Raw genomic sequence first — 22,190 nt, forward strand, 5'->3', positions numbered from 1 at the left:
CGCCCCGTCCCGGGCGGGGCGACAGCCCCAGGACGCTTCAATGACCCATCCGCTGCACGACATCCTGCTCCCCGACAGCCGACACGACTTCTTCCCCGTCGTCATCGAGATCCCGAAGGGATCGAAGTGCAAGTATGAGCTCGACAAGAAGACCGGGCTCCTGATGCTCGATCGCGTGCTCTACTCGTCCGTGCATTACCCGGCCAACTACGGCTTCATCCCCCAGACGCACGCAGGCGACGGCGACCCCCTCGACGTGCTCGTCCTGATGCAGGAGCCCGTGGTGCCGCTCACGATCGTGAGGGCGCGCGCGATCGGCGGCTTCTTCATGCGCGACGACAAGGGCGTCGACGACAAGATCATCGCCGTCGCCGTCGATGACCCCTCGGTGGCCCACTACCTCACGCACGAAGAGCTGCCCCCGCACGTGACCAAGGAGCTCATGCGGTTCTTCATCGACTACAAGACGCTGGAGAACAAGCTCGCCGAGGTGGATACGATGTACGACCGGAACCGCGCGCTGGAGGTCATCGAGGAGTCCGTCGCGAGCTACCGGTCGATCAGCGCCTGGTCCAAGGGCTGACGGCGGCGTCCGGGGGGGATGCCCACAAAAGCCTCGATGGATCGCGGATCAGGTGGATCGCGCTTCCTGGACTGTTTCGCGTCCACCACTCGCCGGTGGCCGAAAAAATCAAGAAAACGGCACTGGGCACCCCGGCAATCCCGGTGAAACACGCGGCATACCGCTTGCTTAGTCCTTGGTATGGACCGCGCTTCGACGCTCACGGAGATGGAGGCGCTCGCTCAGCGGCTCGCCTCGCGCCTCGAGGTGGAAACGCGCTGTACGAGCCGAGGGTCCGACCTTGCCACGGCATCGAGGGCGAGCCGAGCTCGCCTGCATGGCGCACCGCATCGTGCGTCAGCTCGACGCGGTGCGTCCGAGCTTGACCGATGACGACCCATGACGATGCGGGCGAGGGCCCGGACGCGGACAGCGGCGCTGAGATGCGCTGAAAGGCGCTGAGAGCCGCTGGCGAAAAGTCGATGAATCGCAGTCGGGGTGAGTGGATGGATCCGGTAGGGTAAGCAGAGCAGTCAGCGTGGGCAGAGTCGATATCCAGAGGCGACACAGCTTGATCGGGGCTTGACAACATGAGAGACATCAGCTTTTCTCAAGCAATGATGAGCACGCTTAATAGCTTAGTTTCGGCGAAGGCGTGTCGCCGCTACTCCGCAGTGGCACTTCTCCTCGCCGGCCCGCTCGGTTGCCTGGGCAACCTGGGCAACGCGGACGGCACACCCTCCGACGAAGGCAGCAGCAGCAGCGGCGACCCCAGCAACCCGGATGGCACGCCGCCCGGCGAGCAGCCGGAGCAGCCCCACGCCATCCCCGAGGTGTCGGAGTGCGAGGCCGCGGACCTGAGCACCCCCGGCCCGCGCGTGGTGCGGCGCCTGACGGTGGACCAGTTCGAGGCCACCGTCCGCGATCTCTTCCGGGATCCGAGCGTCGCTCTCCCGAGCATCTTCAACGATCCGCAGGTGCTCGGGTTCACGGCCGACGCGAACGCGCTCGTGATCCGCGACCTGACCGCCCAGCAGGTCATGGACTGGGCCGAGCAGACCGCGGAGTGGGCGGTGACGAACAAGCTCAGCACCCTCACCAACTGCACGACGGATGACGCGGCTTGCCGCGGCCAGTTCATCCGCAGCTTCGGCCGCCGCGTGTTCCGCGAGCCGCTCTCGGACGACCGCTTCGCGTCCTACGACGCCCTGTTCGACGCGGAGGATACGTTCGAGGACGGCGCCAAGGTGGTCGTGAGCGCCATGCTGCAGTCGCCGTACTTCCTGTATCGCCACGAGATCGGCCGAGACGTCGGCGGCGGCATCTACGAGCTCACCCCGCACGAGGTCGCGAGCAACCTGTCGTACCTGCTGACCGGGACCATGCCGGACGAGGCGCTGCTGCAGGCCGCCGACGAGGCCGCCGCACAGGGCATCTCGCTGACCAGCGACCAGATCTCCCAGCACGCGCTGCGCATCCTGGAGGATCCGTCGACCCGTCCGCTCGCCGAGGCAGAGATGATGCGGTTCATGCGCGGCTGGCTCCAGCTCAACCGCCTGGTCTCCGCGGTGAAGGACAACACGGTCTTCAACCTCAGCGACGAGCTGCGCAGGGACATGATGGCCGAGACGCAGGCGCTCATCGTGGACGCTGCGTTCACCCAGAACGGCACGTTCTCCAACCTCCTGCAGGCGGACTACACGTTCGTCAACAGCAGCCTGGCCACGCACTACGGCCTCGGCGGCGCCGGCGGCACCGAGCTGACGAGGGTGACGATCTCCCCCGGGCAGCGCGATCGCGGCCTCCTGGCCCACGGCAGCTTCCTGACCGGGCACGGCGGCGCGAAGCTGTCCTCGCCCACCCAGCGCGGCAAGATGGTCCGCACCCGTCTCCTCTGCCAGCCGCTCCAGCCCCCGCCGCCCGGCGTCGACCCGAACATCAAACCCCTGGAGGGCCCGGCGACCACGCGCATGAGTCTCACGCAGCACGTCTCGGACCAGGCCTGCAACGGCTGCCACCAGTTCATGGACCCGATCGGCTTCGGCTTCGAGCACTACGACACGTTCGGTCGGTGGCGGAACGAGGAGTCCGGGCTCCCCATCGACGCGACCGGCACGGTCTTCGCGCCGCCCGCGGGCGAGAACTTCGGCTTCGACGGCGTGACCGAGCTGGCCGACTACCTCGCTGCGAGCGAGGACGTCAAGGAGTGCATGGTCCGTTACTGGTCGTACTACGCGTTCGGCGACACCTGGGAGCAGGACGGCTGCACGTACGAGAAGGTCCAGCAGGAAGCGGCGGCCGATGACTTCCGCATCAAGAGCGTGTGGCTCGCGCTGACGCGCGCGCCGCACTTCACCCGTAGAGTTCAAGGCCCGTGACCCCCACGGCTGCAACCCACCAGAAGAGCGGTAGCGAGTGAAAGGATCGGTCATGCGCAGCCACAGTCGTAGGAATTTTCTCAAGGGTGTCGGTGCCAGCCTGGGGGCGAGCCTGCTGTTCTCCCCCTTCTATGATTCGATCGCCAACGCAGCTCCCGGGAAGAAGCCGAAGCGGCTCCTGGTGTTCTTCACCATGGGTACGGCGCCCGAGATCTGGAAGCCCACCAGCGTCTCCGGTGAGACCCCCACGTTCAGCGAGGCGACCTCGCCGCTCGCGGACGTGAAGGAGCACATCGTGATGCTGGACGGCCTCCCCAGCGCGAGCCCCGGCAACAACCACGGTTCGGCCGACGGCCTCACCGGGATGGGCTACTCGGCCAGCGGCCCCTACGGGCTGATCTCGGTCGATCAGTTCATCGTGGAGAAGCTGAAGGCCGCCGGGACACTGGCGACGCCCATCCCCTCGCTCCTGCTCGGCGCGGACACCGGCGGCGGCAAGACGGGGTTCTACAAGGGGAGCAACCTGGCGCCCATCGCCTCCCCCATGTCGGCTTACACCACGGTGTTCACGGGGGCGGCGCCGACCAACCCGACCTCGAACACCTCCGCCGAGGACCAGCTCCGCCGCCGCAAGAGCGTGCTCGACCACCTCACGCGCGAGATCACGACGCTCAAGGGGGACCTGGGCGCGGAGCAGAAGGTCAAGCTGGATCTGCACCTCGAGTCGATCCGCCAGATCGAGCAGCGGCTCTCGGGCTCGATGAACGGGGGCGGCTCCGGCGGCGCCTGCACCGCCCCGACGTCGCCCGCCGGCGACATGTCCAACGCCATGAAGGCCAACCAGCTCCACCTGGACATCATCGTCGGCGCCTTCGCGTGCGACATCACCCGGGTGGCGTCGATCCAGTGGGGCTCCGATCAGGCGATGAACGTGAACCTGCCGGACATCGGCCTCGCCGACGAGGAGCACAACGGCCTGATCCACGGCTACGACCCCGGGCACGTGAAGCTGATCAAGCTCGAGAAGTGGCTGCACGAGCAGTTCGTCGGCGTCATCAAGAAGCTGAAGTCGCTCCCCGAGGCGGACGGCTCCGGCACGCTCCTCGACAACACGCTGGTCGCCTGGTGCCGCGACATGGGCGACGCGCCGGCCCACACCCAGAACGAGATGAAGTTCGTCCTGGCGAGCGGCACGGGCGGCTACCTGAAGACGGCCCCGGGCGGCCGGTTCATCACGAGCAAGGAGCGGCACGAGCGCGTGCTGCTCAGCCTGTGCGACGCGATGGGCGTCACGGACTACGCCGGCTTCGGCGATCCGGGCCTCGGCGCCAAGTCGCCGCTCCCAGGCCTCGCCGCGACCTGAGCCAGCGGGGCCCTCGCCGCGACAGGCGCGCCCCCACGCGCCTGTCGCGGTGAGCTCCGCCGGCGCGCGCTGCCGATCGACGCCCGCGGTCCGCGGGCGGATCGCCGAGCGCTCTGGCCCGTCGACGCGGGCCGCACGAAGTTCAAGCACGACGCGTCCTGAAGCCGGACGAAGCGACAGCGTTCGCCGTCGAGAACGCGTGGCCCGCGGCGACGCGGCGACGCGTCGCGCGCATGGAGATCGAGGACCGCGAGCTCCACGGCTGCGGTCTGCAGAAGATCGGTGAGCGAGGGAAAGGGTCGGTCATGCGCAGCCATCGTCGTAGAGAGTTTCTCAAGGGCCTGACGGCCAGCGTCGGGGCCGGCTTCCTGCTCGCGCCCTTCCTCGACTCGATCGCCGAAGCGGCGCCCGGGCGGAAGGCCAAGCGGCTCCTCCTGTTCTGCACGATGGGGACCGCGACCCAGATCTGGAAGCCGACGAGCGTCTCCGGCGAGACGCCCACGTTCAGCGAGTCCACGTCGCCGCTCGCCGACGTGAAGCAGCACGTCGTGCTCGTCGACGGACTGCCCAGCGGGAACCCCGGCAACAACCACGGCGCGCCGGACGGCCTCACCGGGCTCGGCTTCGGCGGAGGCCCGGCAGGGCTGATCTCCGTCGATCAGTTCATCGCGGACAAGCTGGTCGCCGCCGGGGTGAAGACGCCGATCGCCTCGCTCCTGCTCGGCGCGGAGAGCACGGTGAGCGGCGGGAGGTCGCCGTACTATCGCGCGGACAACCTGCCGACCATCGCGTCCCCCACGTCCGCGTACTCCACCCTGTTCGGCTCGGCGGTCCCGGCGAACACCTCGTCGGACGACCTGCTGCGCCGCCGCAAGAGCGTCCTCGATCACCTCAAGAACGAGATCAATACGCTCAAGGGGGATCTCGCCTCCGAGCAGAAGTACAAGCTCGATCTGCACCTCGAGTCGATCCGGCAGATCGAGACGCGGCTGTCGAACGCGTCGTCCGGCGAAGGCGGCGGCTGCGCGCCACCCACGAAGACGGCCACCGATCCGGCCAACCCGCTGCAGGCAAACCTCGCGCACATGGATCTCATCGTCGGCGCATTCGCGTGCGACATCACGCGGGTCGCCGCGATCCAGTGGGGCTCGGATCAGGCCATGAACGTCGAGCTCCCGGAGATCGGGCTCCGGGGCGAGGAGCACGGCTCCATGATCCACACCGGCGCTCCTGCGCACCTCGACCTGATCAAGCTGGAGAAGTGGCTGGCGCAGCGGTTCGTCGACCTCATCACGAAGCTGAAGGCGATCCCCGAGGCCGACGGCTCGGGGACGCTGTTCGACAACACGCTCATCGCGTGGTGCCGCGACATGGGCGACTCGCCGAATCACAACATGAACGAGATGAAGTTCGTCCTGGCGAGCGGCGATGGCGGCTACCTGAAGACGAGCCCCGGCGGCCGGTACGTGCGCAGCTCCGACAGGCACGAGCGCGTGCTGCTCAGCCTGTGCGACGCGATGGGCGTCACCAACTTCGCCGGCTTCGGCGATCCGAACCTGCCGTCCAAGTCGCCGCTCCCGGGCCTGGCGGCGAGCTGATCGGATTCGCTCTCTCCAACCTCACCTCCAGAGCTCCGCGCCGACGTCCCAGCGGTCCGCCAGCGCCGCCGATGCCCCGCGGCCACCGCGCCCCGCCGCCGGCGCGATGGCCCACGTCGTGCTCGGCGCGCGCTGACATCGTGTTCGCCGCGGGCATACGCGCGTCCGCTCGCGGCGGGCGAGTGCGCAAGAACGACCCCTCACCGACCCGGCCGTGAGCACGGGGCGCTCGGCGCGCGCCGGGGCCGAGGGCGCTCCGGCGGCCCGATGCCTGGACGCAGCAACCGCGCGCGCTGGGCAGCGGCCTCAAGACCTCAGCGGGTTTCGGGGTGTCGCGACGGCTGCGCGGATCCAGCGCGCGTCCGCACCATGTGGCGGGATTCTGCCTCATTTCCTGGCTGGCACGCGGGGCGCTTACCGCTCCGCACATCGCCGGCGACCGGCCGCTCCCCGCGGCGCACGGCGGGACGGAACCCCCCATGGAATTTATGAGCAATTCGCTGAAGATCGCGATGGACAGCCTCCGGCCGGCGAGCCGCTCCGTCCGGAGCGACATGCTCGATCGGGGCTCTCGATCCGATGCGGGACGGGCCAGCTCGTTCGTCGCGTTGCGCGCGCGCATGCTCGCGAGCCCCAGCCTGGCCGGGGCGCTCCAGTTCATGCAGGTCACGACCCGCCCGTGGGAGCCCCACGAGCTCGCGGCGTGGCTGCTCGAGCACGTGGTCGCGCCCGGCTGGATGCGGGCCCCGCGCGCGCTGCGCGAGCCGGGCGCGGACACGCTGGAGCTCTGCGGGCTCGACGAGCGGCACCGGGAGGTCGCGGCGCTCACCGCGCGGGCGCGCGAACGCGTGGCGCTCGCGCTGCTCGACTTCGTGGCGCCGAACCCCGACGGCGGGTTCCTCCGCGCGGCGCTGTACAGCGCGCGCGTGCGATGGACCGTGGTGGGCGGTCGCTCGGGCTGGCTGCCGGCGCCGCGCGAGAGCGACCTCCTCAGCGACATCGTGCTCAGCCTCTTCGCCGCCGAGATCCTCTCCGACGCGGATCTCTACCGGAGCCACATGACCGTGTGCACCGGCTGCGGCCGCGTCGCGTTCACGCAGGAGGCGCGGCCGCGCAGCGCCGGCTGTCCGCGCTGCGACGGCGAGGTCAGGTGGAGAGCGCGCTGATGTCGAGGAGCCCAGCACCACGGGGGCAGGCAAGAATCGCCTGAGCTCGCTTGTTCACCTGCCGCGATCGCGTGGGCCAAATAGCTGGAGGGGTGCTTTCTCTTCCGGAGGCGACGATTCCGGAGAAGGTGGCGTCATGATGAATCGACAGAGCGCAAGCGCTGAGCTTGACGACTCCGGTCGACGCCGACCAAGCTTGGCGCCGAGCTATGAGCCACGCCCGCCACACGAGCGCCCAGATGGATGAGCTTGCCCACGCAGCGCAGCGCGATGGGTACTGTCTGATAAAGAACCTCATCCCGAAGAGCCTTCTGCGCTCGTGGCGTGAGGCCTTCACTCCGCTCCTCGACGCGCACATCGAGCGCGAGGGGCACCTCAAGAACCGGGGGCCCGGTCGCTATTACGTGACGCTCCCGTTCAAGGCCCCCTTCGCGGAGCCGCGCATCTACGAGGAGGAGACCATCCTCGGCGTGGTCGAGCGCCTGGTCGGGGCCGACATGACCATGGTCCAGCTCGCGACCGATACTCCGCTCCTCGGGTCCGACTACCAGGATGTCCACCGCGACACACCGCCGCTCTTCCCCGAGACCGGGAGAGAGACGCCTGCGTTCCAGCTCGCCGTCAATTTCCCGCTGGTCGACATCACCGCCGAGAACGGCCCGATCGAGATCGCCCGCGGCACGCACATGCTCTCCAAGGCGGAAGGCATGCGGCGCCTGGAGATGGGGGAGGTCGCGCTGGAGCCGGTGACCATGGAGCTCGGCGACGTCATGGTCCGCGACGTCCGCGGCCTGCACCGCGGTACCCCGAACCGCACGCGCGAGCCCCGGCCGATGGTGGTGATCGGGTACAGCCGCCGCTGGCTCTTCCGGCCGGAGGTCTCGATCCGGGTGCCCCGCGAGAGCCTCGCCCAGCTCTCGGAGCGCGCGAAGCGGATGCTCCGCTTCAACCCGGTCGTCGACTCGCTCGACGTGCCGGACGAGACCGAGGTGTACCAGGCCTTCGCCTACTGACCCGCGCCGCCGCCCGGTCACGTGAGCGCGACGTGCGCGACCGCCTGGTCCCTCAACCAGGTTCGCTGCCGCCGCACGAAGATGCGCGTGGCGCGCACGATGGCGGGGGCGAGCTCCTCGGCCGGCAGGCGCCCCTCCAGGTGCTCCCGCACCTGCTTGTAGCCGACGGAGCCCATCGCCCGCGCGTCGCCGTAGCCGCGGGCCAGCAGCGCGCGGACCTCGTCCGCCCAGCCCTGCTCCAGCCACGCGGCGACCCGCGCCTCGATGCGGCGGTCGAGCTCGGCGCGGTCGCGGTGCACCGCGAGCAGGCGCGCGGCGTGCCGGCGCTCCCGGAAGCCGTGCTCGGCGTGCCACGCGCTCTGTGTCCGGCCCGAGCGCTCGTAGATCTCGAGCGCCCGGCTCACGCGCACGAGATCGTTCGGCGCGAGCCGGGCCGCGCTCTCCGGATCCACCTCGGCGAGGCGCGCGTGGAGCGCGGCGCGCCCCTCTGCGTCGGCGATCGCGCGGTGGCGCGCGCGCACCTCGACGTCGGCCGGCGGCGCGGGCGACAGGCCGAAGAGCAGCGCCTTCACCCAGAGGAACGTGCCGCCGCAGACGATCGGGATCCGGCCGCGGCCGCGGATGTCGGCGATCGCCGCCTCCGCGAGCTCCGCGAAGCGCTGGGCGTCGATCGCCTCCAGCGGATCGGCCACGTCGACCAGGTGGTGCGCCGCGCGTGCGCGCTCGGCCGGCGTCGGCTTCCCCGAGCCGAGGTCGAACTCGCGGTAGATCTGCACGCTGTCGGCGCTCACCACCTCGCCGCCGAGGCGCTCCGCGAGCCGGATGGCGAGCTCCGTCTTGCCGCTCGCCGTCGGGCCGACAACGACGAGCAGCTCGCCCGGCGCCGGCGGCGCGATCGTCTCCCACGACGGCGGCGCGGCGGCCGCGCTCGCCTCCGGAGCGGCCTCGTCCGCCGCCTCGGTCACCGCCTCCCCACGCGGTGCTCCAGCTCCGGCCAGCCGACGCGCATCACGATGGGCCGTCCGTGCGGGCAGTGGCCGGCGAAGTCGACCTCGTCGAGCGCCGTGAGCAGCGCGCGCCTCCTCCGGCGCCACCGGATCGCCCGCGCGCAGCGAGCCGTGGCAGGCCATGGTCGCCAGCGCGAGGTCCACCGCGCCGGAGAACGCGCGCTCGCCCGCGTGGCTCAGCTCGTCCACGAGGTCGCGCACGAGGCGCTCGGGCGCCGCGCGGCGGAGCAGCGTCGGCACCGCGTGCACCGCGAGCTGCGCCGCGCCCGCCGCGCGGACGTCGAGCCCGAGCCGCGCGATCGCCTCCTGCGCCTCCTCGACAAGCGACACCTCCGCGGGCGCCGCCGGGATGACCACCGGGAAGAGGAGCTTCTGCGTGGCGACGTCGCGGCCGTCGTACGACGCGCGCAGCCGGTGGAACGTCACGCGCTCCGCCGCCGCGTGCTGGTCGAGGAAGTAGATCCCGTCCGGCCCCTCGCACACGAAGTAGGTGTTGCGCACCTGGGCGAGGAAGCGCAGCGACCGCCAGGCGAGCGTCCGCTCGGCCGCGGCGAGCACGGGCCCGCTGCCGGTCGGGTAGGGGAGGGGCGGCGCCCCTGGCACGGCCGCCGGCTCGCCGGGCGATGGCGGCGGCGCGACGTCGCCCCACGCGCCCGCGAACAACGGCGCTTCCGGACCGGGCGCCGGCGCGGCCGCAGGTCGCGCCGCCTCCGGGCGCGCGGGCGGGATCCCGACGAGGTCGCCGCCGAGGCCCCACGGATCGGCCGGCGTCTCCTGCCGCTCGCCCGGCGGCCCCTGCCGCTCGCTCGAGGCGCCCGCCGCGGTCGGCTCGGCGGCGGGGCCGCTCGACCAGACCCAGGCGTCGCCGGGCGGCGGCGCCGCGTCCTCGAAGAGCTTGCCCTTGCGGCCCTGGAAGCCGCCGGGGGACGGCGCGGGCAGGCCGAACGCTGCGGCCACCTGCGCGGCGACGATCTTGTAGATCGCGTCGGCGACCGCGCGGCCGTCCGCGAAGCGGACCTCGGCCTTCTGCGGATGGACGTTCACGTCCACGAGCTCGGCGGGCAGATCGATGAACACCGCGCCGATCGGGTACCGGCCCGGCTCGAGGACGCTGCCGTAGGCGAGCGCGATCGAGCGCGCCAGCGAGCGGTCGCGCACGTGCCGGCCGTTGACGAACATCCACAGCCAGCCGGCGCCCGAGCGCGCGCGCTCCGGCCGCGAAACGAACGCCTCGACCGTGAGCGGCCCCCGCTGTCCCGCGCACGTCGCGAGCTCCTCGCCCGCGAGCATCGTGCGCACCCGCTCCGCGCGGCTCGTCGTGCGCAGCCACTCCCGCGCGACGCGGCCGTCGCGCGACAGGACCAGCGTCACGCCCGGCTCGCCGAGCGCGATCGCCTGCGCGATCTCGGTCACGTGCGCCGACTCGGTCCCGACCGCGCGCAGGAACTTCCGCCGTGCGGGGACGTTGTAGAAGAGGTCGCGCACCTCCACCACGGTGCCCGCGGCGCACCCGCAAGGCATCGCCTGCGCCGGGCCGCCGCCCTCGATGCGGATCTCCGTCCCCTCGGGCTCGCCGTCGCGCCGCGTCCGCAGCGAGAAGCGGCTGACCGAGGCGATGCTCGGGAGCGCCTCGCCGCGGAAGCCGAAGCTCTGGATGCAGCGGAGATCGTCGAGCCGGGCGATCTTGCTCGTCGCGTGGCGCACCACCGCGAGCGACGCGTCCTCGCGGCTCATGCCGCACCCGTCGTCGGCGATGCGCACCAGGCCGACGCCGCCGCCCTCGATGTCGACCCGGACGCGGCGCGCGCCCGCGTCGAGCGCGTTCTCGACGAGCTCCTTCACCACGCTCGCCGGCCGCTCGACCACCTCGCCCGCCGCGATCTGGTTGGCGAGGTCGTCCGGGAGGACGGCGACCCTCCGCTCGTCGGGCTGGGCGGGCTTCGATCGAGGATCCGCGCCGGCGATCCTCTCCGCGGTGCTCATGGCTCGTCGCCGGGGTCGACCGTCCGGGCGACCGCCTGGAAGTAGAGCTTGGTGCGCTCCCGCGTCATCGCAAGCGCGGCGGCGCCGAGGATGGCGAGCTCGAAGAAGGCGAAGCGCACCCGCTCGGCGGTCCACCAGAGGCTCGGGTTCGTCAGGCTCGAGCGCTCGGGGACGTCCGGCGGCAGCAGCGCTCCCGCCTGCGCCACCATGTCGATCCAGGCGCCGCGGATGTCCCGGGTGAGCGCGTACTCGACCGTGGCGAAGGCCAGGTTGGCGGCCAGGACCTGGAGCACGAAGCCGCGTGTGCCGGGCCGCCCGCCGAGCGCCAGCCCGCTCGCGATGACCAGCAGCCCGCCGAGGATCACCTTCCCGACGCTGAGCGGGAAGGAGACGTCCTGGTGCAGGCTCATGGCGCGCGCCTGGGCGGCCTCGAGCACGACGAACGTGAACTGGAACGGATCCCCCTGGTCGCGCGCCTGCTCGGCCACGACCATGACGTCGGGGGCCATGCCGCCGCGCAGGTACGTGGCCGTCCCGCACCCGGCCATGAACCCGCGGACGCCGATGATCCAGGTGAGCAGCATGGTGGCCACCAGGTACCAGGGGCGCAGCGAGCGCGGGCGCGGAGGTCGGTGCGAGTCCACGTGACGGCTGCCGTGTAGCACGTTCTCCGATCTCGCGCGCTCTCTTCCTGACCCGCCTTTCCCCGCGGCCTTCCCGTAGATTGCGGGGCGGGTAGCCTCGGGTCGCGGGGCGGCCGTGTCGACTGCGCGCCGGCGCAGGTGGCGCGACGCGGCGGGGCTGTACTAGAACTTCGAGACGAGGTCCGGGTGGCGAAGAGCAAGAGCGAGCCGCGAGCGAAGCGAACGAAGGGGGCCGGTGCGCCGCAGCCCGAGGGCACGGCGAAGGCGGGCCCTCGATCCGGGTCGGAGGACGCGGCGGCGGACGTCCTGCCCGACACGGGTGAGGCGGACGGCGCGGCCCCCCGGCCGGCCTTGAAGCGCCGCGAGCGCCCCTCCGCGAAGGCCGCGGGGCGCGCGCGCGGCGGCGAGCTGCAGCCCGCGGCCGGCGACGACGACGGCGCGCGCGAGGACGACGACGACGCGGACGCCGCGCCCGAGAGCAGCGCCGAGAAGGGCGACGTCGACGAGGGCGACGTCGTGGAGGTCGTCGGCGAGGTCATCGACGACGCGAACGTCGACCTGAACGACATCGAGATCCCGCGCTCCGCGCGGCTCGGCGCCAGCGAGGGCCGCGGCAGCAGCGACGCGGCGCTGTCGCGCACCGACCCGCTGCAGGCCTACCTGCGCGAGGTGCAGCGGCACCGGCTGCTCACGCCCGAAGAGGAGAAGGAGCTGACGGTCAAGTACGCGAAGACGCAGGACGTCGCGACCGCCGCGCGGCTCGTGACGGCGAACCTGCGGCTCGTGGTGAAGCTCGCGTACGAGTACCGGCGCGCCTACAAGAACATCATGGACCTCATCCAGGAGGGGAACATCGGCCTGATGCAGGCCGTGAAGCGCTACGACCCGTACCGCGGCGTCAAGCTCTCCTCCTACGCGGCCTGGTGGATCCGCGCGTACATCCTCCGCTTCATCCTCAACAACTGGCGCCTGGTGAAGCTCGGGACGACGCAGGCGCAGCGGAAGCTCTTCTTCAACCTCAACAAGGAGAAGGCGAAGCTGTCGGCGATGGGCATCGAGCCCACGGCGGCGGAGATCGCGAAGCGCCTGTCGGTCGAGGAGAAGGAGGTGGTCGACATGGACCGCCGCCTCTCGAGCGGCGAGGCGTCGCTCGACGCCCCGGTCGGCGATCTCGAGGGCCGCTCGATCCCGCGCGTGGAGATGCTCGTCTCGTCGGGGGCGAGCCCGGACAGCGCCTTCGAGGCGAGCGAGATGGGCATGCTCGTCCACGATCGGCTCTCGAAGTTCCGCGAGACGCTGAAGGGCAAGGACGTGATCATCTTCGACAAGCGGATGGCGGCGGAGGATCCGCTCACGCTCCAGGAGCTCGGCAACGAGTTCGGCATCTCGCGCGAGCGCGTGCGCCAGCTCGAGGCGCGGCTCCAGTCGAAGCTGCGGACGTACCTCCAGGAGGAGCTCGGGGACGCCGTCGAGGCGGATTAGGCCTTGTCGAGCGGCGACGAGCAGGGTGGGGCGGCGGGCCGCGGGTGCCTCTACGTGGTCGCGACGCCGATCGGCAACCTCGGCGACATCACGCTGCGCGCGGTCGAGACGCTGCGGGCGGCGGACCGGATCCTCGCGGAGGACACGCGGCGCGCCCGCCTGCTCCTCGGCCACCTCGGCGTCTCGGGCAAGCCGGTCGACCGGTTCGACGCGCACGCGTCGGAGGCGGACGCGGCGCGGGCGGCCGCGCGGCTCGCGGCGGGCGAGTCGATCGCGTTCATGACCGACGCCGGCACGCCGGTCGTGAGCGATCCGGGGACGGCGCTCGTGCGCGCGGCGACGCAGGCGGGGGCGCGCGTCGTGGCGATCCCCGGGCCGAGCGCGGTGATGGCGGCGGTGAGCGCGTCGGGGCTCGTGACGGGGGGCTTCCGCTTCGTGGGGTTCCTGCCCCGCGGCGGGCGCGAGCGGCGCGAGGTGCTGGCGCTGGTCACCTCGACGCCCGAGGCGGTGGTGCTGTTCGAGTCGCCGCGGCGCTTCCGCGAGACGCTCGCGGATCTCGCCGAGCGGATGCGCGGTCGTCGCGCGGTCGTCGCGCGCGAGCTGACGAAGGTGCACGAGGAGATCCTGGGCGGCACGGTGGAGGAGCTCGCGGCGCTCGAGCGGGAGTGGCTCGGCGAGATCACGCTCGTGCTCGCGCCCGCCGAGCCCTCCGCCGCGGGCGCCGGGCTGGACGACGCGGCGATCGACGCGCGGATCGATCGCGAGCTCGCGCAGGGGCGCCGGGCGAAGCACATCGCCGAGGAGCTGTCGGTCGAGCTCGGCCTGCCGCGAAGGGAGCTCTACGCGCGCGCGGTGGCGCGGCGGGGCGGGTCGCGCGAGTAGATCACGCGGTCACGTGTGCCGGCCCTGCCCTCGCGCCTTCAGGGCGTCGACCACGTGCTTCACGTCCTGCGCGCGGTCGCGCGGCACGATGAGCAGCGCGTCGTCGGTCTCGACCACCACGAGGCCCTCCACGCCGACGAGCGCGATCACGCGGCTGTCGATCTCCTCGCGCGCGCCGCCGTCGCGCCCGCGCAGGTCGACCAGGTAGTTGCCCTGCGCGTCGACGAGGACCGACCCCGCGGGCGCGCTGTTCCCTCGCTCGTCCTTCTCGGCGAGCTCCCAGGCGCTCTGCCAGCTCCCGAGGTCGCTCCAGCCGAAATCGCCAGGCACCACCGCGAGCCCGGCGACGTGCTCCATCACGCCGTGGTCGACGCTGACGGCCGGCAGGCGCGGGAACACGCGCAGCACGGCCTCCGCCTCGGCCGCGGCGCCCAGCGCGGCCGCGCGGTCGATCTCGTCGAGCCCCTCGGCGAGCGCGGGCAGGTGGGCGCGGATCGCCGCCCGCATGTCGCCCGCGCGGAAGATGAACATCCCCGCGTTCCAGAGGAAGCGGCCGCTCGCCACGAACTCCGCGGCGCGCTCCCGGCTCGGCTTCTCGACGAAGCGCAGCACCCTGCGGGGCGCCGCGCTCGCCGCGCCCGCCGCCTCCTCCGCCTCGATGTAGCCGAAGCCCGTCTCCGGGTGCGTCGGGCGGATGCCGATCGTCGTGATCGCGCCGCCCTGGGCCGAGGCGACGGCGGCCTCCAGCACCTCGAGGAACCGCGGCACGTCGGCGATGTGGTGGTCGCTCGGGAGCACGACCACGATCGCGTCGGGATCGTCGCGCGCGATGGTCGTCGCCGCCCAGCCGATGCACGGCGCTGTGTTGCGCGGCGTCGGCTCGACGAGCAGGCGCCGCTCGGAGACGTCCGGCAGCGCGGCGCGCGTGGGCGCCACGAGGTGCTCGCCGGTCGCGATCCAGAGGCGCTCCCAGCCGGCGCTCCCCCCGCGCGCGCACAGCGGCAGCACCCGGCGCGCCGTGGCGGTGATGAGCGGCTCGCCGCCGAGCAGGGGCAGGAGCTGCTTCGGGCGCGCGGCGCGCGACGCCGGCCAGAAGCGCGTGCCCGCGCCGCCGGCGAGGATCAGGACATGGACGGGGGTCTCGGTCGAGCTCATGGGCGATCGTTGAGGGGTACAGTGTCGAACATGACGGCACGGTTGCGGCGCGATGGCAGAGGGCCTCCTCAGGAGGGGCCGGGCAGCGCCCGCGCGTAGGCGACCATCGCGAGGCCGAGCGGGATGACCCACAGCGCGAGCGCGGCGGTGCGCCGCCGCTCGGCGAGCGCGCGGAGCGCGGCGGCTGCGGCCGCAGCGCCCACGAAGGCAGCGAGGAGGCTCAGCGCCACGGCGCCCGGCCCCGGCGAAGGGCCGTCGAGCGCGCGCGCGTCGGCGAGCCCCGAGACGACGAGCGCGGGGATGCTCAGCGCGAGCGCGATCTCGACGGCGCGCGCCGGCCGGACGCCGAGCCAGAGCAGCAGCACGAGCGCCGCGCCGACGCGCGATCCGCCCGGCAGCGCCGCGAGCCCGTGCGCCGCGCCGGCCGCGATCATCCCGGCGAAGGGCGGCGCGTCGGTCCCCGCGCGACCGCCGCGCCGCGGCGCGATCGCCGTGCTCGCGAGCGCGGCGCCGGTGGCGAGCAGGCCGAGCCCCACCGCGAGCGGCGCGCCCGCCCAGCGCGCGACGTACGGCCGGAGCGCCGCCGCCACGAGCAGGCTCGCCGCGGCGCCCAGCGCGAGCAGCGCCGCGTCGCGCGCCGGCGGCGACGTCCTGAAGAGCGACGGCCGCGCGAGCGCCCGTGCGCCCTCGGCGAGCGCGCCCCGGAGCCGCCGCCGCACGGCGAGCGCGAGCGCCGCGGCCGCGGCGAGCGCCTCCGCGGCCGCGAGCCACGCGTCGCCGTCGGCCGCGCGGAGCCAGAGGCGCGCCGCGGCGCCGTGGCCGGTCGCCGAGATGGGCAGCGCGAGCGCCGCCCCCTCGACGGCCGCGAGCACCGCGACGTCCACGAGACCCACGCTCGACCGATACTCCAGCTCGACGCGTCCTGTCGATCCCGAGCAGCGGCTTCGAGCGTCGCCTCACCGCGTTGCCGCGCCGCAGCGCGGCGCGGCGCTGGAACACGAGGGACCGAGGGACAGCGCGGACCCACGGAACACCATGGAAACAGCGTGGAACAGCGCGCAGGCGCCGGCTGAGAGCGCCGCCCCTTCAGGGTTTGCCGGCTTGCCGCGGTTCATCTTTTCACCTACATAACCCCCTGGATCTGGCGCTCTCTCGCCCGTGGCGGGGGAGGGCGAGCCGAGCGAGGTTCCGTTCGATGTTGATGGCATATGCCAGCGTTGCCGCGTTCTTCCTGGTGGCGATCGGCTTCGTCCTCGGCTCTCTGCTGTTCGGCAAGCTGCTGCGCCCGAGCAACCCGTACGCCGAGAAGGTCGAGACGTACGAGTGCGGGGAGGCGCCGGTCGGGCCCGCGTGGTTCAACTTCAACCCGCGGTTTTACATCGTCGCGCTCATCTACATCGTCTTCGACGTCGAGATCGCCTTCATCTACCCGGTCGCGGCCGTGTTCAAGCGCTGGGTGGACCAGGGCAGCGGGCTGTTCGCGCTGATCGAGATCTTCCTCTTCGTGGCCATCCTGATGCTCGGCTTCGTCTACGTCCTCGTGAAGGGCGATCTCAACTGGATCCGCGCCATCAAGGGGGATCCGCGCGGGGCGCAGAACGTGACCAGCCGGGCTCAGCCGCGCGCGTCTCTGACGAGCGCGAGCGGCGTCGCGCCCGCAGGCCTCGCGGGGCGGGCGCCCGTCGCCGAGGGAGGTGCGGAGTCATGACATCGAACCTGAACCTGATGGCCCCGCCCCGCGGGTGGGAAGCGAAGTACGAGAGCGACGGCGGCGGCGTCATCACGACGAGCGTCGATCAGACCGTCAACTGGCTGCTCAACTGGGGGCGATCGAACAGCGTCTGGTACATGCTCTTCGGCCTGGCCTGCTGCGCCATCGAGCTGATGCAGACCGGCGGCCCGCGCGGCGATCTCGAGCGCTTCGGCGCGGCCCCGCGGCCGAGCCCCCGGTCGAGCGATCTGTTCATCATCGCGGGGACGCTGACGTACAAGATGGCGACCCGGGTGAAGCGCCTCTACGACCAGATGTCGGAGCCCCGCTTCGTCATCTCGATGGGGAGCTGCTCGAACTGCGGCGGCCTCTTTCAGTACGCGTACTCGGTCTGCAAGGGCGTGGATCAGATCATCCCGGTCGACGTCTACGTGCCCGGCTGCCCCCCGCGCCCCGAGGCGCTCCTCGAAGGGCTCCTGAAGATCCAGGAGAAGATCAAGAGCGAGCGGGCCCTCGACCGCCGCGGCGCGACGGGCGGCTGATTCATCCACCCTGGCCACCCCGGCACCTCATGACACCCGAAGAGACCTTTCAGGCGCTACAGGCGAGCCTCGGCGAAGAGGCGGTCTTCGACTTCCACCCCGTGTCCGCGAAGGACCGCGACGCCTGGTTCCAGGTCGCGCCCGAGAAGATCGCCGCCGTGTGCCAGCACCTGCGCGGGGCGCCGGAGCTCGCCTTCGATTACCTGGAGTGCATCACGGGGGTCGACTATCCCGATCTCAAGAAGATCGTCGTCGTCTATCACATCTATTCCTACGCGAAGAAGCACCGCGTCGTCCTCAAGGCGTTCCTCGACCGCGAGAGCCCGTCGGTGCCGACGCTGGTCGACGTGTGGTCGGCCGCGAACTGGCAAGAGCGCGAGTGCTACGACCTGCTCGGGGTGCGCTTCGAGGGGCACCCGGACCTCCGGCGCCTGCTCCTGCCCGACGACTGGGAGGGCCACCCGCTGCGCAAGGACTGGCAGGAGAAGGCGGAGTACCGCGGCATCCCGACGCAGCGGCCGAACCCGATCGAGCTCTTCAAGATCAAGCTCCCGAAGAAGGAAGCGGACGCGTCATGAGCCAGGTCATCCTCAGCGTCGACCGCGGGGGCGCGGGGCAGGAGATGGACGACGAGATGACCCTCAACATGGGGCCTCATCACCCGTCCACGCATGGAGTGCTCCGCTTCGTCATCTCCACGGACGGCGAGATCATCCGGAAGGCGGTGCCGGACGTCGGCTACCTGCACCGGAGCATCGAGAAGATCGGCGAGCGCTGCACCTACAGCGGCTTCATGCCGTACACCGATCGCGTCGACTACATCGCGGCGATGTTCGCCAACGAGGCCTGGGCGAGCGCCTGCGAGAAGCTGATGGGCATCGAGGTGCCGAAGCGGGCGCAGTACCTGCGCGTCATCTCCTGCGAGCTCAACCGGATCGGGAGCCACATGATCGCGCTCGGCGCGATGGCGATGGACGTCGGCGCCGTCACCCCCTTCCCGTGGGCGCTGCGCGAGCGCGAGCACATCAACGACTTCATCGAGGAGCTGTGCGGCGCGCGGCTCACCTTCAATTACCACCGCATCGGCGGCGTCTCGTTCGACATGCCGAAGGGGTGGGCCGACAAGGTGAAGCGGTGGCTCGACGGCTTCGAGCCGATCATGGTCGAGTTCGACCGGCTCATCAGCCTGAACGACATCTTCATCAAGCGGCTGGCGAACGTCGCCGTCGTCACGGCCGAGGAGGCGAAGGACTGGGGGCTCGTCGGCCCGAACCTGCGCGCCTCCGGCGTGAAATGGGATCTCCGGAAGGAGGACGCCTACTCGGTCTATCCGGAGCTCGAGTTCGACGTCCCCGTGGGCCGCGGCCGCTACGGGACCGTGGGCGACTGCTGGGACCGGTTCTACGTCCGGGTCGAGGAGTGCCGCGAGTCGGCGAAGATCCTCCGCCAGGCGCTCGAGAAGATCGACGAGCACCCCGAGGACGACATCCTGGGCAAGCTGCCCAAGAAGATGAGGCCCGACGGCGAGGCCTACGCGCGCATCGAGAGCGCCCGCGGCGACATGGGGTGTTACGTGATCGGGCGGGGCGCGGAGGAGGCGTACCGGGCGCGGTTCCGGACGGGGAGCTTCACCGCGATGGGGATGATCGAGGCCAAGAGCCCCGGTCTATTCCTGGCCGACCTCGTGGCGCTCATCGCGAGCTTCGATGTCGTCGCGCCCGAGATCGACAGGTAGCGGGGTGAGGAGAGGCTTCAGGTGCCCCCGGCCTGGCCGCCGAGGATCTCCGGGCATTTGTCGCTGAGCGCCGCGCACGCCGCCGGGGGCTCCCCGGAGGGGTCGAGCGGCGTTGTGCACGTGATCGCCTTCAGGGCGTCGACCTGGGCCGTCATGCAGGCCTTGTACTCCGCCACCGTGGCGGTGCAGTCCGCGAAGCCCGCGGTGGCGCACTCGCCGCCCTCCGTGGGCTGCTCCGGCTCGCTCATACACTCTGCCTTGGTGGCCTCGCAGTCAGCACCCCCGAAGGCGCTGGCGAACGCGCCGGCGACCTCGCACAGGTCTTCCTTCGTGACGGTGAGCGACGCACCGAGATCCTGGCACACCGCCTGGGACTCCTCGGCCGTCAGGCTGCCGAGCTGCTTGCCGTCGAGGTCTCCTCCGCTGTTGCCCTCGTCGCCCCCGTCGTCGTCGCCGCCGCAAGCCGCGAGCGCGAGACCAGCCATCAGAACCCCCACAAGCTTCATCCGTGTCATTCAAGCTCTCCTTGATCGAGATTGCTCACCTGAGCGTACCCGCGCGGCGCTCGAGGACGGCTCCGTCGAAGGAAGCGAGCCGGCTGTATCGTTCCCCGGGCAGACGCGCGGGGAGTGAACATACTACGGTCACGGTTGAATTTTGCTCCCAGTTGGAAACAAAAAGCCGCCGCCGCGTCCGGCGCGAGCATCGCCGCGCGCGGCCGAGGCGCTCTCCGGCCCGGCGCCTCCGCTCCCGTCACGTCGCGCGCCGGCGTCTCCGCGGACGTGCGGGAGACCCCGGCGGTGCCGCCTGCTCTCCGCTGCGGCCGGCCTCCCATTGCGCGACCACGCGCTTCGGCGCGACGCGACGCCAGGCTCCTGTGAGCAGCTCTTCCAGGAGCGTCCGGTCGACGCGACGCAGCTCCACCCGGGTCCAGCCCTGGTGTCCCCACGGCGTCACCGAGAAGACGTCCGGCTGCGCCTGCACCAGGCTGTCCTGCTCGTCGAGCGACAGCTTCAGGACCGCGCTCTCCTCCTGCACCCAGTGGGTCGCGAAGATCTTCCCTCGCACGCGGAAGGACGGCTTGCCAAAGTGGTCCTGTTCCTCGGCCTCGGGCAGCGACAGCGCGAGTTTCTGGAAGTCGTCGGAGGAGATCATGGCAGTACGCCTCGACAAGCGGGATGGGGCGCTGTCGTGACGGCGCTCATCAGGCCCGGACCGCCTCGAACACCCGGAAGAAGCTCGGCGTCTCGCGCACGCACGTCACGCACAGCCCCGCTGCCTCGAGCAACGCGCGGTACTCGGCCTCCGTGCGCTCGCGTCCACCCGTGTTCACGAGCATGTTGATGTCGCTGAACGTGAGGATCCAGTCAAGGGTCGCGTTCCCGCGCGCGGTGGGCGCGGGCGGCTCCACGACGAGGAGGCGCGCCCCGTTGGCCATCGCCTCGCGGCACTTGCCCAGGATCTGCAGGCTGCGCGCGTCGTCCCAGTCGTGGATCACGCTCTTCATCACGTAGACGTCGGCGGGCGGCGGCGCCGCGTCGAAGCAGCTCCCCGCGACGAACGACGCGCGTGCGGCGACGCCGCGCGACGCGAACAGCGCGAGCGCGCCTTCGCGCGCGTGCTCGAGATCGAAGACGGCCCCCTCGACGGCGGGGTGGGCCTCCAGGATCGCGCAGAGCAGGGCGCCGTGGCCGCCGCCCACGTCGACCACCCGGCGGGCGCCGCCGAGGTCGATGGCCGCGACGATGCCCGGCGCGACCCCGCGGGTGAGCTCGACCATGGCCTGGTGGAAGATCGCGGCGGCGGCCGGATCGCGCCCCAGGGCGTCGAAATGCTCGGTCCCGGACGACGCGGAGCCGTCTCCGGAGCCCCACGCCATCCGGCCGGTGCGGACGCAGTCGGTCAGGCGGCCCCAGGCCTGCCAGACGCCCTGCCCGCCCATGAGGCGCGACCAGGCGCGCTTCGAGAGCGGGGAGCTCGTCTCGAGGAACCGCCCCATCTCGGTGAGCTCGAAGCGATCCCCGCGCGCGACGAGCAGATCGAGCGTGACGAGCGCCCGGAGCAGGCGATCCGTCGCGTCGGGGTGCGTGCCGAGCCGCGCCGCGACGTCGCCGCTCGAGAGCGGCGCCTCGGCGAGGACGTCGGCGACGCCGAGCTCCGCGGCCGCGTGGATGACCTGCGGCACCCAGAGGCTCATGATCATCTGATTCAAGCGGAACGCAGGGGGGACGCTCGTGGGAGACCCGTTCGACATGGTGTTCGCTCCTTCGGGCCTCACCTTGAGGAGCGCGACGTCGGCAGTCTTGTAAAGATTTTACCCCGCCGCGAGCTCCTGCCGGGGACACCGAGCAGCGCGGCGGGTCGAACGCCGCGACCTCAGGGGCTTTCGCTCTCGGTCTCCTCCTCCTCGAAGAACCCCGGGCACTTCTTCTCGAGCGCGACGCACTCCGCGGGCTTCTGCAAGATGTCGGCGAACGCCGATTCACACGTGATCGCCGCCAAGGTATCGATCATGGCCGTCGTGCAGGCCTTGAACTCCGCGACCGTCGCGGTGCAGCCGGCAAACCCGAGCCCCTCACATTCGGACTCCGCGGACTCCTCGGGCTCTTCCGGAGCGCTGATGCACTCCTGCTTGGCGGTCTCGCACTCCATCCCGAACGCGGAGGCGAGCGCCCCCTCGATCTCGCATCTGTCCTCCTTCGAGAGCGCCTCGGCCTGCGCGCCGACGTCATGGCACACCTCCTCGGACTCCTCGGCCGTCAGGGCGCCGAGCTGCTTGCCGTCGAGCTCGCTCCCGGTCTCGCCCCCGTTGCCCACGTCGTCATCGCCGCACGCCACCAGCGCGAGGCCAGCCATCAGAAAACCGAAGAGCTTCATCCGTGTCATGTCGAAATCTCCTTGTGCGAGGACGTTCAACCGAGCATGCCCGCGCGGCCCTCGAGGCGACGCCACCGCGCCAGGAAGCGCTG

General features: G+C 71.5%; 20 protein-coding genes. 12 read left to right on the plus strand and 8 right to left on the minus strand.

The features are described 5' to 3' along the window. Positions 1 to 40 precede the first annotated feature (40 nt). The 6 genes from WME96_RS46475 (at position 41) to WME96_RS46500 (ending at position 8,080) form a co-directional block, all read left to right on the plus strand. The gene (locus WME96_RS46475; RefSeq protein WP_012241655.1) at positions 41 to 583 is read left to right on the plus strand and encodes an inorganic diphosphatase; all 543 of its coding nucleotides are present in this window, start codon (positions 41 to 43) and stop codon (positions 581 to 583) included. A gap of 653 nt (positions 584 to 1,236) precedes the next feature. Further along, positions 1,237 to 2,940 carry a DUF1592 domain-containing protein gene (locus WME96_RS46480; RefSeq protein WP_437287965.1) on the plus strand — a complete coding sequence of 568 codons (1,704 nt, stop codon included), beginning with the start codon at positions 1,237 to 1,239 and terminating at the stop codon, positions 2,938 to 2,940. 52 nt (positions 2,941 to 2,992) lie between these two features. Next, on the plus strand, positions 2,993 to 4,303 hold the full coding sequence (locus WME96_RS46485) for a DUF1552 domain-containing protein (protein ID WP_437287966.1): 1,311 nt from the start codon (positions 2,993 to 2,995) through the stop codon (positions 4,301 to 4,303). Positions 4,304 to 4,608: 305 nt separating this feature from the next. After that, the gene (locus WME96_RS46490; RefSeq protein ID WP_437287967.1) at positions 4,609 to 5,901 is read left to right on the plus strand and encodes a DUF1552 domain-containing protein; all 1,293 of its coding nucleotides are present in this window, start codon (positions 4,609 to 4,611) and stop codon (positions 5,899 to 5,901) included. Positions 5,902 to 6,389: 488 nt separating this feature from the next. Next, complete coding sequence (locus WME96_RS46495) at positions 6,390 to 7,067, plus strand: hypothetical protein (RefSeq protein WP_437287968.1); 678 nt, start codon at positions 6,390 to 6,392, stop codon at positions 7,065 to 7,067. A 239-nt stretch (positions 7,068 to 7,306) separates the two neighbouring features. Next, on the plus strand, positions 7,307 to 8,080 hold the full coding sequence (locus WME96_RS46500) for a phytanoyl-CoA dioxygenase family protein (RefSeq protein WP_437287969.1): 774 nt from the start codon (positions 7,307 to 7,309) through the stop codon (positions 8,078 to 8,080). Between the two features lie 17 nt (positions 8,081 to 8,097). Here the strand turns inward: WME96_RS46500 and mutL are convergent, their stop codons facing one another. Next, the gene (gene mutL, locus WME96_RS46505) at positions 8,098 to 11,070 is read right to left on the minus strand and encodes a DNA mismatch repair endonuclease MutL (protein ID WP_437287970.1); all 2,973 of its coding nucleotides are present in this window, start codon (positions 11,068 to 11,070) and stop codon (positions 8,098 to 8,100) included. Continuing rightward, positions 11,067 to 11,654: a hypothetical protein gene (locus WME96_RS46510; protein WP_437287971.1), complete on the minus strand. Its 588-nt coding sequence runs from the start codon at positions 11,652 to 11,654 to the stop codon at positions 11,067 to 11,069. The genes mutL and WME96_RS46510 overlap by 4 nt, the downstream gene beginning before the upstream one ends. A gap of 246 nt (positions 11,655 to 11,900) precedes the next feature. On the opposite strand from WME96_RS46510, the gene WME96_RS46515 reads away from it, so the two are divergent. Together WME96_RS46515 and rsmI are read left to right on the plus strand one after the other, a co-directional pair. Continuing rightward, on the plus strand, positions 11,901 to 13,196 hold the full coding sequence (locus WME96_RS46515) for an RNA polymerase factor sigma-32 (RefSeq protein ID WP_437287972.1): 1,296 nt from the start codon (positions 11,901 to 11,903) through the stop codon (positions 13,194 to 13,196). Positions 13,197 to 13,199: 3 nt separating this feature from the next. Further along, entirely contained in the window at positions 13,200 to 14,078 is an 879-nt protein-coding gene (gene rsmI / locus WME96_RS46520) for a 16S rRNA (cytidine(1402)-2'-O)-methyltransferase (RefSeq protein ID WP_437287973.1), read from the plus strand. 9 nt (positions 14,079 to 14,087) lie between these two features. Here rsmI and WME96_RS46525 read toward each other — a convergent pair whose 3' ends face one another. Beyond that, on the minus strand, positions 14,088 to 15,233 hold the full coding sequence (locus WME96_RS46525; RefSeq protein ID WP_437287974.1) for a mannose-1-phosphate guanylyltransferase: 1,146 nt from the start codon (positions 15,231 to 15,233) through the stop codon (positions 14,088 to 14,090). A 68-nt stretch (positions 15,234 to 15,301) separates the two neighbouring features. Then, on the minus strand, positions 15,302 to 16,126 hold the full coding sequence (locus WME96_RS46530; RefSeq protein WP_437287975.1) for an undecaprenyl-diphosphate phosphatase: 825 nt from the start codon (positions 16,124 to 16,126) through the stop codon (positions 15,302 to 15,304). A 302-nt stretch (positions 16,127 to 16,428) separates the two neighbouring features. On the opposite strand from WME96_RS46530, the gene WME96_RS46535 reads away from it, so the two are divergent. From WME96_RS46535 to WME96_RS46550, 4 genes are read left to right on the plus strand one after another with little or no spacing between them, the layout of a single operon-like run. Further along, complete coding sequence (locus WME96_RS46535) at positions 16,429 to 16,941, plus strand: NADH-quinone oxidoreductase subunit A (protein WP_437287976.1); 513 nt, start codon at positions 16,429 to 16,431, stop codon at positions 16,939 to 16,941. Continuing rightward, positions 16,938 to 17,486 carry an NADH-quinone oxidoreductase subunit NuoB gene (nuoB, locus tag WME96_RS46540; RefSeq protein WP_081427129.1) on the plus strand — a complete coding sequence of 183 codons (549 nt, stop codon included), beginning with the start codon at positions 16,938 to 16,940 and terminating at the stop codon, positions 17,484 to 17,486. Before WME96_RS46535 ends, nuoB begins: the two co-directional genes overlap by 4 nt. 29 nt (positions 17,487 to 17,515) lie before the next feature. After that, positions 17,516 to 18,064, plus strand: a complete 549-nt coding sequence (locus WME96_RS46545) for an NADH-quinone oxidoreductase subunit C (RefSeq protein WP_437287977.1) — start codon at positions 17,516 to 17,518, stop codon at positions 18,062 to 18,064. Continuing rightward, complete coding sequence (locus WME96_RS46550; protein WP_437287978.1) at positions 18,061 to 19,221, plus strand: NADH-quinone oxidoreductase subunit D; 1,161 nt, start codon at positions 18,061 to 18,063, stop codon at positions 19,219 to 19,221. Before WME96_RS46545 ends, WME96_RS46550 begins: the two co-directional genes overlap by 4 nt. A 17-nt stretch (positions 19,222 to 19,238) precedes the next feature. Here WME96_RS46550 and WME96_RS46555 read toward each other — a convergent pair whose 3' ends face one another. The 4 genes from WME96_RS46555 to WME96_RS46570 form a co-directional block, all read right to left on the minus strand. Further along, positions 19,239 to 19,706 carry a hypothetical protein gene (locus WME96_RS46555; protein WP_437287979.1) on the minus strand — a complete coding sequence of 156 codons (468 nt, stop codon included), beginning with the start codon at positions 19,704 to 19,706 and terminating at the stop codon, positions 19,239 to 19,241. A gap of 268 nt (positions 19,707 to 19,974) precedes the next feature. After that, complete coding sequence (locus tag WME96_RS46560) at positions 19,975 to 20,376, minus strand: MmcQ/YjbR family DNA-binding protein (protein ID WP_437287980.1); 402 nt, start codon at positions 20,374 to 20,376, stop codon at positions 19,975 to 19,977. Between the two features lie 49 nt (positions 20,377 to 20,425). Continuing rightward, positions 20,426 to 21,475 (minus strand): methyltransferase, encoded by a 1,050-nt coding sequence (locus tag WME96_RS46565; protein WP_437287981.1) that lies wholly within the window; start codon positions 21,473 to 21,475, stop codon positions 20,426 to 20,428. 122 nt (positions 21,476 to 21,597) lie between these two features. Then, positions 21,598 to 22,107, minus strand: a complete 510-nt coding sequence (locus tag WME96_RS46570) for a hypothetical protein (protein ID WP_437287982.1) — start codon at positions 22,105 to 22,107, stop codon at positions 21,598 to 21,600. Positions 22,108 to 22,190 lie beyond the last annotated feature (83 nt).

Source organism: Sorangium sp. So ce406 (assembly GCF_051474675.1).
GTDB classification, from domain to species: domain Bacteria; phylum Myxococcota_A; class Polyangia; order Polyangiales; family Polyangiaceae; genus Sorangium; species Sorangium cellulosum_G.

Excerpts from the sequence above, each read along its gene's own strand:
- WME96_RS46475 (WP_012241655.1), top strand. The coding sequence starts at position 41 with ATGACCCATCCGCTGCACGACATCCTGCTCCCCGACAGCCGACACGAC.
- WME96_RS46485 (WP_437287966.1), top strand. The coding sequence starts at position 2,993 with ATGCGCAGCCACAGTCGTAGGAATTTTCTCAAGGGTGTCGGTGCCAGC.
- WME96_RS46490 (WP_437287967.1), top strand. The coding sequence starts at position 4,609 with ATGCGCAGCCATCGTCGTAGAGAGTTTCTCAAGGGCCTGACGGCCAGC.
- WME96_RS46495 (WP_437287968.1), top strand. The coding sequence starts at position 6,390 with ATGAGCAATTCGCTGAAGATCGCGATGGACAGCCTCCGGCCGGCGAGC.
- WME96_RS46500 (WP_437287969.1), top strand. The coding sequence starts at position 7,307 with ATGGATGAGCTTGCCCACGCAGCGCAGCGCGATGGGTACTGTCTGATA.
- mutL (WP_437287970.1), bottom strand. The coding sequence starts at position 11,070 with ATGAGCACCGCGGAGAGGATCGCCGGCGCGGATCCTCGATCGAAGCCC.
- WME96_RS46510 (WP_437287971.1), bottom strand. The coding sequence starts at position 11,654 with ATGCTGCTCACCTGGATCATCGGCGTCCGCGGGTTCATGGCCGGGTGC.
- WME96_RS46525 (WP_437287974.1), bottom strand. The coding sequence starts at position 15,233 with ATGAGCTCGACCGAGACCCCCGTCCATGTCCTGATCCTCGCCGGCGGC.
- WME96_RS46535 (WP_437287976.1), top strand. The coding sequence starts at position 16,429 with ATGTTGATGGCATATGCCAGCGTTGCCGCGTTCTTCCTGGTGGCGATC.
- nuoB (WP_081427129.1), top strand. The coding sequence starts at position 16,938 with ATGACATCGAACCTGAACCTGATGGCCCCGCCCCGCGGGTGGGAAGCG.
- WME96_RS46545 (WP_437287977.1), top strand. The coding sequence starts at position 17,516 with ATGACACCCGAAGAGACCTTTCAGGCGCTACAGGCGAGCCTCGGCGAA.
- WME96_RS46550 (WP_437287978.1), top strand. The coding sequence starts at position 18,061 with ATGAGCCAGGTCATCCTCAGCGTCGACCGCGGGGGCGCGGGGCAGGAG.
- WME96_RS46555 (WP_437287979.1), bottom strand. The coding sequence starts at position 19,706 with ATGGCTGGTCTCGCGCTCGCGGCTTGCGGCGGCGACGACGACGGGGGC.
- WME96_RS46560 (WP_437287980.1), bottom strand. The coding sequence starts at position 20,376 with ATGATCTCCTCCGACGACTTCCAGAAACTCGCGCTGTCGCTGCCCGAG.
- WME96_RS46565 (WP_437287981.1), bottom strand. The coding sequence starts at position 21,475 with ATGTCGAACGGGTCTCCCACGAGCGTCCCCCCTGCGTTCCGCTTGAAT.
- WME96_RS46570 (WP_437287982.1), bottom strand. The coding sequence starts at position 22,107 with ATGACACGGATGAAGCTCTTCGGTTTTCTGATGGCTGGCCTCGCGCTG.